This is a genomic window from Sphingomonas beigongshangi, assembly GCF_016820445.1.
GTDB classification, from domain to species: Bacteria; Pseudomonadota; Alphaproteobacteria; order Sphingomonadales; family Sphingomonadaceae; genus Sphingomonas; species Sphingomonas beigongshangi.
Genome location: NZ_JADHDT010000003.1, coordinates 95,378 through 109,291, shown reverse-complemented (window position 1 = coordinate 109,291; position 13,914 = coordinate 95,378). Strand labels below are relative to the sequence as shown.

Genomic DNA, 13,914 nt, shown 5'->3' with positions numbered 1-13,914 from the left:
GAGGATTGTGTGATTGTCATTTCTTTGCCGGCGCCTGCGCCGCCTTCCACGCCTGGAAGGCGTCGACGGCGTCGTCCTGCTTGAGCAGGCGGCTCATCGGGTCGATCACGACATGCGCGCCTTCCGGCACGGTAATCGTCGCCAGGCCCCCGGTCATCGGCACCTTCTCGACGCGATCGTCGATCTGCACCTCGACCGGCAACGGGAAGGGCTTGTTCAGCGGCGTCTGCCATTTCAGCGTCAGCTGGCTCGCGTTGCGGTTGGCGACGAGCTTGGGCAGCGCGGCCTGGTACAGGTAGACGTCGAAGAACCATTGCCAGTCCTGACCCGTCGTCTGGTTGACGAAGCGGATGAAGTCCGGCGTCGTGCGGAACACGGGCTGGAAATTGCCCGGCGCGGGATCGGTGCGGTTGTAGACGAGCAGCTTCACTGCGTCGAAAAACGCCTTGTCGCCGATCGCATTGCGCAGCGTGTGGAGGATCCACTCGCCCTTCGTATAGATGTCGCCGCCGCGGCCCGGCGCCTTCTCGTACACATCCTCGGCGGTCTGCGGCTTGCCGGTGACGAGCGGCGACTTGTTCTGGATGCCCGGCCGCGCCGCCAGCATCATCGCGGTGTAGCGCCCGTCGCCTTCGCGCCAGCGGCCGTAGAGCGGCTGCATATAGGCGGTGAAGCCCTCGTGCAGCCAGAAGTCGTCCCAGTTCACGGCCGTCATCTGGTTGGCGAACCATTCGTGCCCGAATTCGTGCTGGAACAGCCAGTCGAACCCCTCGGGCGCCTTGGCATAGGCATTGCCGTAGGCGTTGATCGTCTGATGCTCCATGCCCTTGTGCGGCGTCTCCACGACGCCGACCTTCTCGGTGTACCAGGGGTAGGGGCCGATCACGCCTTCGTAGAAGTCGAGCGTGGGGGCGAATTCGGCAAACAGCCCCTTCGCCTGCTCCGTCTCGCCGGGCAGATACCAGTAGAACATCGGAATCGTGTCGCCGAACCGGCTCTTGTAGGTGCCGGCGATCTCCTCGTACGGCCCGACGTTGAGCGCGATGCCATAGAGGTTGGGATGGGCGACCTCCCAGTTCCAGGTCGTGCGCCCGTCCTGCAGCTGATCGACGCCGAGCAGCCGGCCGTTCGACGGCGCCTTCAGGCCCTTGGGCACGGTGATGTGCAGCGTCACCTTCTCCGGCTCGTAGGTCGGATAGTCGATGCACGGCCAGAACAGGTCGCACCCTTCCATCTGCACGGCGGTTGCGATCCAGGGTTGCCCGCCCGGCGTCTTCGCCCAGACGAAACCGCCGTCCCATGGCGCCCGCACGGCGGTGTGGGGACGACCGCCATAAGTGATCTTGACGATCAGCTTGGCGTCCTTCGCCGCCTTCTTGGCGAGCTTGATCGTCATCCGGCCCTGCGGGTTCTGGAAGGACGCGTCGACGCCGTCGACCGTCACCGCGGTGACGGTGTAATTGTTGTCGAGATCGATGACGACCTTGTCGGTGCGGTCCCGCGTCGTGAAGACGAGCGACGCGACGCCGTTCAGCACCTCGCGGTCCGGATCCACCTCGAACTGCAGGTCGGCGGACTCGAACTTGAGCTTCTTCTGCGCCGGATCGAGCTGGCCGCCGGAGGCGGAGACCTGGGCGGTGATCGGCGGCTTGCCCGGCTCCGCGGCGAAGGCGCTGGCCGACAGGAACAGAGCAGCGGCAAGCGTCAGGCGAAGCGTCATCGTATACCCCTTGTTGCAGTGACGTGGTTTCCACGTCGTGCGGGGCGCTGGCAAGGGGCTAATGACGCGATCAGCTGGCCGCGAAACGATTGATGGACGCCGCGGCCTCCCCATATAGTGTGGCATGAGGCCGCCCCCGGTTCCGGGCGGCCGCGGAGTTTGCATGCACACCATCTATCCCGTCCTGCCGCTGCGCGACATCGTCGTCTTCCCGCACATGATCGTTCCGCTCTTCGTCGGCCGCGACAAGAGCGTGTCCGCGCTCGAGGCCGCCATGGCCGCGGACAAGGAGATTTTCCTCGTCGCGCAGCTCGATCCGGCCGAGGACGATCCGGCGCGCGAGGACCTGTACGAGGTCGGCGTCACCGCCACCGTGCTCCAGCTGCTCAAGCTGCCCGACGGCACGGTGCGCGTGCTGGTCGAGGGCAAGCAGCGCGGACGCCTGACGACGCTGGAGGAAGGCGAGGGGCATCTCGTCGCCGCGATCGAACCGATGCAGGATGCCGAACCGCAAGGACCGGAGATCACCGCGCTGATGCGCTCGGTCGTCGAGCAGTTCGAGAATTACGCCAAGCTCAATCGCAAGCTGCCCCCCGAGACGGCGGTGCAGCTGGGCGAGCTGGTCGAGGCGGCGAAGCTGTCCGACGCGCTGATGGCCAATGTCCAGGTGAAGGTCGCCGACAAGCAGGCGCTGCTGGTCGAGACCGATCCGGCCAAGCGGCTGGAGATGGCCTATGCGCTGATGGAGGGCGAGCTCGGCGTCCTGCAGGTCGAGAAGAAGATCAAGAGCCGCGTCAAGCGCCAGATGGAGAAGACTCAGCGCGAATATTACCTCAACGAACAGTTGAAGGCGATCCAGCGCGAGCTGGGCAACAGCGACGACGAGAGCGACGGCGACGAGATCGCCGAGCTGACGCAGAAGATCGCGACGCTCAAGCTGTCGAAGGAGGCGCGCTCCAAGGCGACCGCAGAGCTGAAGAAGCTCAAGACCATGGCGCCGATGAGTGCCGAAGCGACCGTCGTGCGCAACTATCTCGACGTGCTGCTCGGCCTGCCGTGGGGCAAGAAGAGCAAGATCAAGAAGGACATTCCCGCGGCGGAGGCAGTCCTGAACGAGGACCATTACGCGCTGGAGAAGGTCAAGGACCGGATCGTCGAATATCTCGGCGTGCAGGCGCGGATGAACAAGCTGAAGGGGCCGATCCTGTGCCTCGTCGGGCCGCCGGGCGTCGGCAAGACCTCGCTGGGCAAGAGCATCGCCAAGGCGACCGGGCGCGAATTCATCCGGCAGAGCCTGGGCGGCGTGCGCGACGAGGCCGAGATCCGCGGCCACCGGCGCACCTATATCGGTTCGCTGCCGGGCAAGATCGTCACCAACCTGAAGAAGTCGGGGACGAGCAACCCGTTGTTCCTGCTGGACGAGATCGACAAGCTTGGTCAGGATTTCCGCGGCGATCCGGCATCGGCGCTGCTCGAGGTGCTCGATCCGGAACAGAACGCGAAGTTCAACGATCATTATCTCGAAATCGACATCGACCTGTCGGACGTGATGTTCGTGTGCACCGCGAACACGCTCAATCTGCCGCAGCCGCTGCTCGACCGCATGGAGATCATCCGGCTGGAGGGCTATACCGAGGACGAGAAGGTGGAGATCGCCGAGCGGCACCTGCTGCCCAAGGTGATCGGCGAGCATGGCCTGAAGGACGGCGAATTCACGCTGACCAACGCGGGCCTGCGCGCCCTGATCCAGAAGTACACGCGCGAGGCGGGCGTGCGCACGCTGGAGCGCGAGATCGCCAAGCTCGCGCGCAAGGCGTTGCGCCGCATTCTGGAGGGCAAGGCGGAAAGCGTGACGATCACGCCCGACAATCTGCACGAGTTCGCGGGCGTCCAGAAGTTCCGCCACGGCCTGTCCGAGGAGGAGCACCAGATCGGCGCGGTCACCGGCCTGGCGTGGACCGAGGTCGGCGGCGAGTTGCTGACGATCGAAAGCGTCACCGTGCCAGGCAAGGGGCAGGTGAAGACGACTGGCAAGCTGGGCGACGTCATGAAGGAATCGGTGCAGGCCGCCTTCAGCTTCGTGCAGGCGCGCAGCCCGAGCTATGGCATCAAGCCGTCGCTGTTCCACCGGAAGGACATCCACATCCACCTGCCCGAAGGCGCCGTGCCGAAGGACGGTCCGTCGGCCGGCATCGGCCTCGTCACCTCGATCGTCTCGACGCTGACCGGCGTCGCGGTGAAGAAGGACGTGGCGATGACCGGCGAAGTGACGCTGCGTGGTCGCGTGCTCCCTATCGGCGGGCTGAAGGAAAAGCTGCTCGCGGCGCTGCGCGGCGGCATCACGACGGTGCTAATCCCGCAGGAGAATGAGAAGGATCTGGCCGAGATCCCGCAGAACATCCGCGACGGGTTGACCATCGTGCCGGTCAAGCACGTCGACGAGGTGCTGGCGCTCGCGCTGACCGAGCCGCTGGAGGCGATCGACTGGACCGACGCGGACGAACTTGCCGCGCTGCCGCCGCCGGGGGTTGCGTCGACGGGCGTCGAACGCCACCACTGATCGTCACAATTCCGTCATCAGCCTCCGCCATCCCGCGCCGGGACGGCGGGGGCATTGACTCGTACCGTACGGACGGCCTTACTGGACGTTCGGCCTGTCGACACGATTCTCAATGGTTTAAAAGGGGGCAAACGTTCATGAACAAGCAAGAGCTGATCGCCACGGTCGCGGACACTTCCGGCCTTGCCAAGGGCGACGCGACCAAGGCGGTCGAGGCCGTGTTCGACGCGATTTCCGCCAGCCTGAAGAAGGGCGACGAAGTGCGCCTGGTCGGCTTCGGCACCTTTTCCGTCTCGAAGCGCAAGGCGTCGACGGGGCGCAATCCGCGCACCGGCGAGCCGATGACGATCAAGGCGTCGAGCCAGCCGAAGTTCAAGGCGGGCAAGGGCCTGAAGGATTCGGTCAACTGATCCACGAAGTTCGGGCTGGACAGGCGGCGTGCCGCCGCCTAAAGGCCCGCCTCCGACAGTTTTCGGGCGCGTAGCTCAGCGGTAGAGCACACCCTTCACACGGGTGGGGTCACAGGTTCAATCCCTGTCGCGCCCACCATCCTTTTCAAAGGCTTACGGGCTAGGAAAGGATGACCATCCAGGAACATCCCTCTGTATCCCCACTGGGGTTCAGGGAAACAGGCTCAGTCTTCACCTCTGACGGGGTGGGCTGGGCCTGCTGTGGTTTTTGGCCTTTCGATTGCGACCGTTGGCCCGTCACTTACTTTTCGCTTTAGGGTCGTTGGCAACCTGGGGTCGAAGGCTGACGGCCAGAGTGGCCCGAAAAACCATTATGTCAAACAATGAAAGGGGGTAGCCGGGGGGCGTGGAGAGGCCTCTTCCGTTTGCAGTTTGCGTGCCACCTCTCGCGCGACCAAAAAATTCACAAATTTAAGCCTACGCTCTCAAGTCGGACGTGGCCCGCGACTGCCCAAGGTTTTTGGAAATGCTGCAGTCTCTATGGCAAACGCTATCGCCGACTGCCCTTTCGCGGCTGCTATCAGTTCGTCGTTGTATCTGCCGTCTTACGCGAGGGGCGTGGCGCCACTATCGCAAAGTCGTTTGCAATTACGTGATTGCGATTGCGCACACTCCGACGATTTCAAGCTCCCACTGCCTTGCTACTTGTCCGGTGCTCGGTTAGCTTTCAATTCTCAAGAGGAGGCGGGTCTATGGCAGGCAAGAAAACATTAATTCATCCCGTCTTGTTCTCGAAGCATTTTAAAATTGACCCTAAGAAGCTCGACGCTGCTAAGCTTCTCGATCCGGTGCTAAATAGTGACACAAAGCTTTTTATAGACCCATTGCTCATTTATAAGAGCCAAAATCCTATCATTAAGCGCGATGGGCGCAAGCTGATTAAGCAGTCGTTCGATAACGTGATTGGCTTGGTCGACATATCCCAAGCTGAAGGAGACGTGGCGTGGAAGGGGGCCTTCAAAGCCCTAAATTTGGACGAGCGACCGGAGACAGGCTTAGGGTTCGGCGGTGCCGGGACAAGCGGCAGTTCACGGCCGCCGCATCTGCGTCACGACATACTGCGTACTGCGAAGCAAATCATCACGTTGGGCGAGAAGAACCCCGACATGATACCGTTAATGGGGCTGTTTGAGAAAGGTGTCGGTCCTGACACTCTCAGCGACATGACCACAAATTTTCTCCTTCCCGTTCTGTGCGAAATAACGGAGGAGTTTTGTAAGAATAACAGTATTCCAGTTCGGGGGTTCGGGGCCAAATACGGTAATCGCTCGCTACCTGAAAATCCGTACAATATTGATCTTCCAATCGTTCTAGTGCCCCGTGACCTTCTCCGTGATCTTCCTTTGGCGGCGGACTGGTCCGACGTGTCTCGCGTTGTGATGGAGGTTCATGAAATACGTGACGCTGTCAACCAGATGTTTGGAAATTTCGCTCGGGCAAGCGTAACGGAGAAGAAAAAAGCCGTTAGAGAGATCAGTCTTAAATCGGCTCGTATACTGCGTCTTATTATGCGGGCTGTGGCTGGGGCGTCGGAAAGCTATGATGAAAAGGCTGACTTAGACGGATATTATCAATTTCGTCGCATTCTCTATCAAGATCCAAAGGTCTTTGCTGGCATGATCAAGCCTCCAGCGGATTTGGATGCCGCTGGTCTGAGGCAGACTGTTCTTGAGATAATCGAGCAATTTAGGAAGCTCGTTGAAGATAATAATATGTGGGAGTTGCTATGGAATGGCACGTCGCATCGGCATGAACGGGCGAGCCAGCTTCTATTTTTTGCGGTTGCGACGGTCATGTGCGCCGTCAACAATGTCGATATATCTCCAGAGACAAACTCGGGCGGAGGGCCAGTAGATTTTAAGTTTTCGACGGGCTTCCACGGACGGCTAGTCGTTGAGATGAAGCTTTCGAAGGGAACCGTTGAAAGCGGATATAAGAACCAACTAGAAGTTTATAAGAAAGCTGCCGCGACCTCGGCTGGTATCTTCGTGATCATGGACATTGGCGGTATGGGCTTCAAGCTCCGCAAGATCGAGCGGTTGCGTGACGCTGCCCTAGCCGCAGGTGAGGCTGCCTCGGATATTGTCGTCATTGATGCGAAGCGCAGAGCATCAGCGAGCAAGCGCAAGGGGCCCGGTCGTTGACCCTGACGCACAGGTTCATCTTGTCCCCCACTCCGATTGATTGCCTCCGCGCCTTATAGCCTGCATAACAGCCCCAGAGCCGCCACGCACGGCTCTGGGGCTTAGTAACCCCGAAACACAGCGGTTGGGCTGCCCGATGCAGTCCACGCATCCTTGACCCTTATGGTCGGGGAGCCTGCGACGCATGTCCAGGGCTTTCCAGCCTAAAGGTCGTAGGGACCGGCTGTGTTCGGTTTACTAACTCCCCGATCACCAAGGATCAGGTGTGAAGTCCATAGCGGGGGCGTACCGCATCGGACTTCCCGGGAGGCGCGGATATGCCAAGAGGTACCCGGCACGTCATTACCGGCACACTGAGCTGGGACGATCGCCAGTTTATCCATCGGATCGACGTCGAGGGCGGGGGCTATTGGTTCGTCTCCATGCCGCGCGCCGCCGTCGCGTTGCTTGGCCGCCGCGTGACCGTTGATGGAGTGCGCACAGGCTTCAACATCCTGGACGACGTCGCGGTGAGGGCGACCCTTGCCACGGACGACGCAACGGAGCGCCCCTGACGGGCGCCGATCCCGCTCCTCGCTAACACCTGCTAATGTCATTGAAGTGTCGCATCACTGACGCGGCTCCGTCACACGAATCTCATTCTCATGTCATTTAAGGCGCCTACCCGCCGGTTCGAGACCGGCAGGGGGGATGCCTTGGCCGGTCGCGGGCGCCTCTGCCCGACATCCAACGACACGACGACTGGGAGCATCGATCATGGCGGCCAAGACGCGCTACGGCAATTTCCTGATGATGACGAGCGCGAGCCTGGTGCTGGCGGCGTGCGGCGGCGCGGACAATGTCGCGTCGCCCGGCGCGGGCAGCGTGACGATCGTGCAGCCTGCGCCCGCGCCGTCGCCGACGCCGACCCCGACGCCGACCGCCGCGATCACCGCCGCGCAGTTCGCCGCGGCGACCACCGTCAACGGCATCACCGTGACCGCCGACGAGCAGCTCGCGATCGTCAACGCCGGCAGCAACAACAACGTCAACGGCACCGGCAGCACGATCAACGGCATCTATCCGACGAGCGCGACGTCGCTCGCGACCGCGAGCGATCCGGCGCGGATCGACGGCTTCTTCACCTCCACCAACTATGTCGGCGCGTTCAACGGCCCGACCGATACGAGCTTCCAGGGCTGGACCTGCAACTCGACCTCGGCGGAATTCGGCGGGTCGGGCGCGCGCTGCACCGCGGTGCCGGCGGTCGGCACGCTCGCGTCGGGCGCGTCGTGCCCAAGCGGCACGAACACGCCGACCGGCACGACGACGGGCGCCGCCAACGTCGCCACCGTCGGCGGCTTCAAGGTCTGCGACATCCCGCAGGCGATCACGACCAGCCTGACGCTGCCGCGCATTCCGGGCATCGCCTATCGCTTCACCGGCCAGACCGAGGTCGGCACCGATGTCGGCACGACCGGGGCGAATTCGGGGGTCACGCTGACGATCGAGCCGGGCGTGGTGATCTTCGCCAATGCCAATGAGTCGACCAACGACCTGCTGCTGGTCAACCGCGGCTCGCGCATCCAGGCGGTCGGCACCGCAACCGCGCCGATCATCTTCACCTCGCAGCAGAACATGGTCGCCAACGGCGTCTCGGACGCGAGCCAGGGCCAGTGGGGCGGTATCATCCTGCTCGGCCGCGCGCCGACCGGCGTCTGCCGCAGCGGCACGGGCCCGAACAACGCCGCGGGCTCTTCGACGACCTGCGAGCAGGCGATCGAGGGCGTGACGGGCCGCTTCTACGGCGGCCCCAATGCCGCGGACTCGAGCGGCCAGATGTCCTATGTCCAGATCCGCTACTCGGGAATCGCGATCAGCGACGGCAACGAGCTGCAGGGGCTGACGCTGGGCGGCACCGGCTCGGGCACCGTCATCGACCACGTGCAGAGCCACAATTCCGCGGACGATGGCGTCGAGATCTTCGGCGGCAACACGAACATCAAGTATTTCGCAGTGACCGGCGCCGACGACGACGGCTTCGACATCGACAACGGCTATCGCGGCTTCATGCAGTTCATCGTCGCGGCGCAGCGCGTGCTGGGCGCGACCGCGGACAGCTTCTCGACCGAGATCGACTCGAACAACGCCGAGGACCTGCTGCCGCGCACCTTCTCCACCTTCGCCAACTTCACCTTCATCCAGACGGCGCTCGCCCCGGCGGCGATCCGCCAGCGCGGCGGGTCCGACATGCGCTTCGTCAACGGCGTGGTGAAGACGCCGGCGAGCGTCGCCTGCGTCAACATCATCGCGGGCGAGCAGACCGCGGGGGGCCGCACCACGGTGCGACCGGCCGACAGCGCGCTCCAGGACTTTGGGCCGCCGTCGTTCAACTCGGTCTATTTCGCCTGCAACGGCCGCTGACGCGCACCCCCTCGACATCGTCGGGCACCGGGGTGGCGGCAGCGCCGCCCCGGACACCTGTTTCGAAGACCCCTCGTACCGGGAATCCACGGTCATGCAGCAGCAGCGGCTCGCCTTCGCCACGCTCCTCCTTCTTTCCTCGACGCTGACGGCGCCGGCCGTGCTGGCACAGACCGGCAGCGCCACGCCGCCGCCCACGACGCCCTCGACGACCGCGACGTCGCCGGATGCGCAGACGGATCCCGCCCCGGCCGACGGGGCGGCCGCGTCCACCGATCAGGAGCAGGTCGAGGTCTCCGCACCCGGCACACAGGATCTGGGCGATATCGTCGTCGTCGGCCGAAACATCCCCAATACGGTGCGCGCCACGGCACAGATCGTGTCGGTGCTGTCGAGCGCGGACATCGCGCGGACGGGCGAGGGCGACATCGCCGGCGCGCTGACCCGCGTCACCGGCCTGTCGGTGGTCGGCGGCGGCTTCGTCTATGTCCGCGGCCTCGGCGACCGCTATTCCTCGTCGCTGCTCAACGGCTCGCCGCTGCCGAGCCCGGAACCGCTGCGCCGCTCCGTGCCGCTCGACATATTTCCGACGACGATCGTCGGGTCGGCGCTGGTCCAGAAGACCTATTCGGTCAATTACCCCGGTGAGTTCGGCGGCGGCGTGATCAACCTCACGACCAAGGCGATCCCCGACAAGAACTTCCTGTCGGGCGGCGCGACGATCGCGGCGGACGATGCGACCACCAGCGAGCTCGGCTACACCTATTACGGCGGCGGCGCGGACTGGATCGGCTTCGACGATGGCGCGCGCAAGGTGCCGTCGTTCATCACCAGCGCCCCCGGCGGATCGGGCCTGATCCCGGCGGCGCAGGTCGCGCAGCTGACCAACGCGCCGACCACTTTGCTCCAGCGCAACAACCAGCTCCCCGCCAATTGGTCGGCGGAGATCAGCGGCGGATCGGTGTTCGACCTGGGCGGCTCCCGCCTCGGCGTCGTCGCCTCGCTGAGCGCGAGCAACACCTGGCGCACGCGCCTGTCGACGCAGCAGGATTCGGTGAGCGAGGACGGGCAGCTGCGCAACGACTATCGCACGCTGATCACCGACAATCGAGCGGTCGCCAATGCGCTGATCGGGCTCGGGTATGAATTCGGCCGCAACACCGTGCGCTGGACCAATGTCTATATCCACGACAGGCTGAAGCAGGCGCGCGGGTCCGCCGCGACCTTGTACAACAACCCGTCGGGCCTGCGCTTCCAGCAGAATACGGCGTGGTTCGAACGGCAGCTGATCGAAAGCCAGCTGGTCGGCGAATTCCAGCTGAGCGACGCGCTGAAGCTGGACGCCCGCGGCGCCTATGCCAATTCGAAGCGCAACGCGCCCTATGAGCGTCAGTTCGACTATCTCTGTTCGAACCGCACCACGACCGGCCTGCCGATCACCGGCGACGGCGGCCAGCAGGCGGGCGGCTTCCAGTGCGACGGCGCCTATCAGGTGACCCAGCGCTTCACCCCCTTCGCCTCGATCATCTTCAGCAAGCTGAACGAGGATCTGTACACGGGGCAGGCGGATGCCTCGTACAAGCTCGACACCGACCGGCCGATGACGCTGTCCGCCGGCTATTTCTACCAGGGCACCAAGCGCACCTCGTCGCGGCTCCAGTTCAACTACCAGACGTCGCTGGGCGGCGGGACCGCGCCGCAATATCCCTATAACCTCCTCCGCCCCGACTATCTGCTGAGCCCGGACGTCATCAACAACGCCTGCCCGCAGACGGCAAACACCATCCCCTGCACGCTCCAGCTGCAGTTCAACACGCCGCTCGGCGCCTATGAATATGCCGCGAAGCTCGACGTGCACGCGGGCTATGTGCAGGCCGAGGCGGAGGCACTCGACGGCCTGCGCGCCGTGATCGGCGTCCGCTACGAGACGGGCGACGAGCGCGTGACGCCGATCAAGTCGACGACGACGCGGCTGAAGAACGACTATTTCCTGCCGGCGGCGACGCTGACCTGGAATTTCGCGAAGGACCAGCAGCTGCGCGCGAGCTTCGCCAAGACGATCTCTCGCCCGCAATTCCGTGAGCTCGCCCCGCAGCAGTTCCGCGATCCCGATTCGGATCGCCTGTTCTTCGGCAATCCGAACCTGCGCGATTCGGAACTGTACAACCTCGAGGCGCGCTACGAGTGGTTCTTCGGCCGGGACCAGCGCTTCACCGCGGCGGGCTTCTACAAGCGGATCGACAATCCGATCGAGCAGGTCGGCTTCTACACCGGCGCCGACGACCGGCTGCAGACCGGTTTCACCTATCTGCCGAAGGCGACGCTGTACGGCGGCGAGGTCGAGGTGCAGAAATACTTCAAGCTCGGCGACGTCTTTGGCGGCGACTTCTTCGCCACGCGGCGGGCGCTGTTCGTCGCCAACTATACGTATACGAAGTCGAAGATCACCGCCGACAACAGCTGCGTGCCCGACGTATCGCCGGGCGCGCAGCCGGTTAACGGCTGCGCCGCCGGCTTTGGCCGGGCGTTCAAGCTGTTCCGCGACGGAGCGCCGCTGACCGGTCAGTCGGACCATCTGGTCAACGTGCAGGTCGGGCTGGAGGACACCGCCTCGCTGTCGCAGATCACATTGCTGTTCAACTATGCCAGCGATCGCGTCACCAACCGCGGTCCGTCGTTGCTGGGCGGCGATCGCTTCCAGCCCGACATCGTCGAACATCCGGGAATCCGCGTCGACATGGTGGTGCGCCAGGGATTCGAGGTCGCCGGCGGCAAGTGGGAGCTGAAGGCGGAGGCGCGCAACCTGACGCGGACCCGCTATCGCGAAAGCCAGACCTTCGCCGACGGGCGCGAGGTGTTCATCAACCGCTACAATCTGGGACGCGTGTTCAGCCTGGGCCTCAGCACGACCTTCTGAGGCGGGGCCGTCACCCCAATGGGGGTGGTCAGGCCCAGGGTCGCTCGCGAAACCATTTGGTGATGACGTACTTGACCCCGCTGCGCACCTTCATCCCCTGATGAAGCGTGGCGGGGTTCAGCGATCCGTCGGGGCGGCGATTGCTCCATGCGACGAGCTTGCCGGTCTCCGGCTGGATGGTCTTGTCGATCGCCTTGAAGCGCGTCGCCCCACCGGCTTCGGGCTCGTTCAGATAGACCATGATCGTCCAGGTGCGGTTTCCCGCGACCGTGCAATAGCGCGCATAGTCGACGCCGTCGGGATCGAAATAGTCGGTATGTCCCTTGAATTCCTGCCCAACCGCATAGCGCTGACCCTGCAGCGGCTCACCATGGACGGGGTCGAGGCCGGTGAAGGCGGCGATCCGCGCCTCGATCACCTGCACGATCGGATCGGCGGCGGACAGATCGCCGGTCTCGCTGGTGCGAAAGGCGGCATCGCCGTTCGGGTCCGCGATCGTCGAGGGGCGGCGGACCGTATCGATCCGCTCGATCAGCGCGGCGCAGCTCTCCGGCGGCAGGAAGCCCCGCGCCAGGAACAGGTCGAGCTTGGCATTGGGCACCTTCTGAACACCCGGGTGGGAGAGGATGCGGTCGGCGATCGGACGCGGGTCGACGCCATTGCCGAGGATGGGAAGACTGGCCATGCCGCCTGCGATACCGCGCGCTGGCGCCGCCGCCAATTCGTCATGGCGTCAGTATTCGGCACTATGCCATCGGCACGGAACATGGCATGCACGGGCGCAAGGGTGCGAGACCGGAAACCTCTATGCGTTTGAAATTGGACGCGCGCACGCGCCGCCTTCTGCGGCGGCTGCCGGTCGTCAACGTCTATTCCCTGGCCGAACTCGTGCTGCTCGGCGCGTTGGCGGTGCAGTCGGCGCGTCTGGTCTGGACGCTGGCGACGCCGGTGTCGCCGCTCGGCGACTGGCGTCCTGCCGATGTCGTGGTGCCCGGCCAGCCCGCAGACGTGCTGGCGAGCTTCGATCCCTTCTTCCGGCTGGACGCTGGCACCGCTGCACCGACCGCGGTCACCGCGCTGCAACTCACGCTCTACGGCATTCGGGTCGACGAGGCGTCCGGTCGCGGATCGGCGATCGTCGCCGGACCCGACGGGATCCAGAAGAGCATCGGCGTCGGCGAGGAGGTGCTTCCCGGCGTGACGCTCAAGGCGGTGGCCTTCGACCATATCACGATCGATCGCGGCGGGCGGCCAGAGGATCTGTTCCTGACGCAGGACAATGCGCCCGCGTCCGCGCCGGCACCGGGCGGACAGCCCGCCCCGGCGATCGTCGCACCCGGCGCATCCTCCGCGCCCGCGATCCAGGCCGGGCAGCTGCGCAACGAGATCGGCTTCATCCCGCGTATCGACGGTGGCCGCATGACCGGCCTCGTCGTGCGGCCCCAGGGTTCGGGGGCGCTGTTCCGCGCCGCCGGCCTGCGCGAAGGCGACGTCGTCGTCTCGATCGGCGGCCGCCCGGTCAGCGGCCCGCAGGACGTCGATCGTGTCACCGCCGACTTCGCCAAGGGCGGCAATATTCCCATCACCGTCGAGCGCGGCACCGAGACGCTGCCCCTCGCCATCACGGTCGCACCCACGCCATGAAGACTGTTTCGCCCATCCGCTTTCTCCTTCCGTCCGTCGCTGGCTTCGCGCTCGTG

The 13,914-nt window shown here is 64.4% G+C and carries 9 protein-coding genes and 1 tRNA gene; 8 read left to right on the top strand and 2 right to left on the bottom strand.

Going from position 1 to position 13,914, the window contains the following annotated elements; genetic code table 11:
• Positions 1 to 16 precede the first annotated feature (16 nt).
• On the bottom strand, positions 17 to 1,720 hold the full coding sequence (locus IQ292_RS06325; protein WP_203309479.1) for a M1 family metallopeptidase: 1,704 nt from the start codon (positions 1,718 to 1,720) through the stop codon (positions 17 to 19).
• A gap of 163 nt (positions 1,721 to 1,883) precedes the next feature.
• Between IQ292_RS06325 and lon the strand changes: the two genes are divergently transcribed.
• The 7 genes from lon (at position 1,884) to IQ292_RS06290 (ending at position 12,214) form a co-directional block, all read left to right on the top strand.
• Positions 1,884 to 4,280: an endopeptidase La gene (gene lon, locus IQ292_RS06320; protein ID WP_203309478.1), complete on the top strand. Its 2,397-nt coding sequence runs from the start codon at positions 1,884 to 1,886 to the stop codon at positions 4,278 to 4,280.
• 137 nt (positions 4,281 to 4,417) lie between these two features.
• A complete protein-coding gene (locus IQ292_RS06315; protein ID WP_203309477.1) occupies positions 4,418 to 4,690 on the top strand; it encodes an HU family DNA-binding protein in 273 nt (90 codons plus the stop codon).
• A gap of 64 nt (positions 4,691 to 4,754) precedes the next feature.
• Positions 4,755 to 4,829 (top strand) — tRNA-Val (locus IQ292_RS06310).
• Positions 4,830 to 5,442: 613 nt separating this feature from the next.
• Positions 5,443 to 6,894 carry a hypothetical protein gene (locus tag IQ292_RS06305; RefSeq protein WP_238940861.1) on the top strand — a complete coding sequence of 484 codons (1,452 nt, stop codon included), beginning with the start codon at positions 5,443 to 5,445 and terminating at the stop codon, positions 6,892 to 6,894.
• 317 nt (positions 6,895 to 7,211) lie between these two features.
• Positions 7,212 to 7,448, top strand: coding sequence for a DUF5818 domain-containing protein (locus tag IQ292_RS06300; protein WP_203309476.1), 237 nt, complete (start codon positions 7,212 to 7,214; stop codon positions 7,446 to 7,448).
• Between the two features lie 202 nt (positions 7,449 to 7,650).
• Positions 7,651 to 9,297, top strand: coding sequence for a hypothetical protein (locus tag IQ292_RS06295; RefSeq protein ID WP_203309475.1), 1,647 nt, complete (start codon positions 7,651 to 7,653; stop codon positions 9,295 to 9,297).
• 94 nt (positions 9,298 to 9,391) lie between these two features.
• On the top strand, positions 9,392 to 12,214 hold the full coding sequence (locus tag IQ292_RS06290) for a TonB-dependent receptor domain-containing protein (RefSeq protein WP_203309474.1): 2,823 nt from the start codon (positions 9,392 to 9,394) through the stop codon (positions 12,212 to 12,214).
• 28 nt (positions 12,215 to 12,242) lie between these two features.
• Here the strand turns inward: IQ292_RS06290 and IQ292_RS06285 are convergent, their stop codons facing one another.
• Entirely contained in the window at positions 12,243 to 12,899 is a 657-nt protein-coding gene (locus IQ292_RS06285) for a prolyl hydroxylase family protein (RefSeq protein WP_203309473.1), read from the bottom strand.
• A gap of 122 nt (positions 12,900 to 13,021) precedes the next feature.
• On the opposite strand from IQ292_RS06285, the gene IQ292_RS06280 reads away from it, so the two are divergent.
• Positions 13,022 to 13,858 carry a type II secretion system protein N gene (locus IQ292_RS06280; protein ID WP_203309472.1) on the top strand — a complete coding sequence of 279 codons (837 nt, stop codon included), beginning with the start codon at positions 13,022 to 13,024 and terminating at the stop codon, positions 13,856 to 13,858.
• The last annotated feature ends 56 nt before the right edge of the window (positions 13,859 to 13,914 follow it).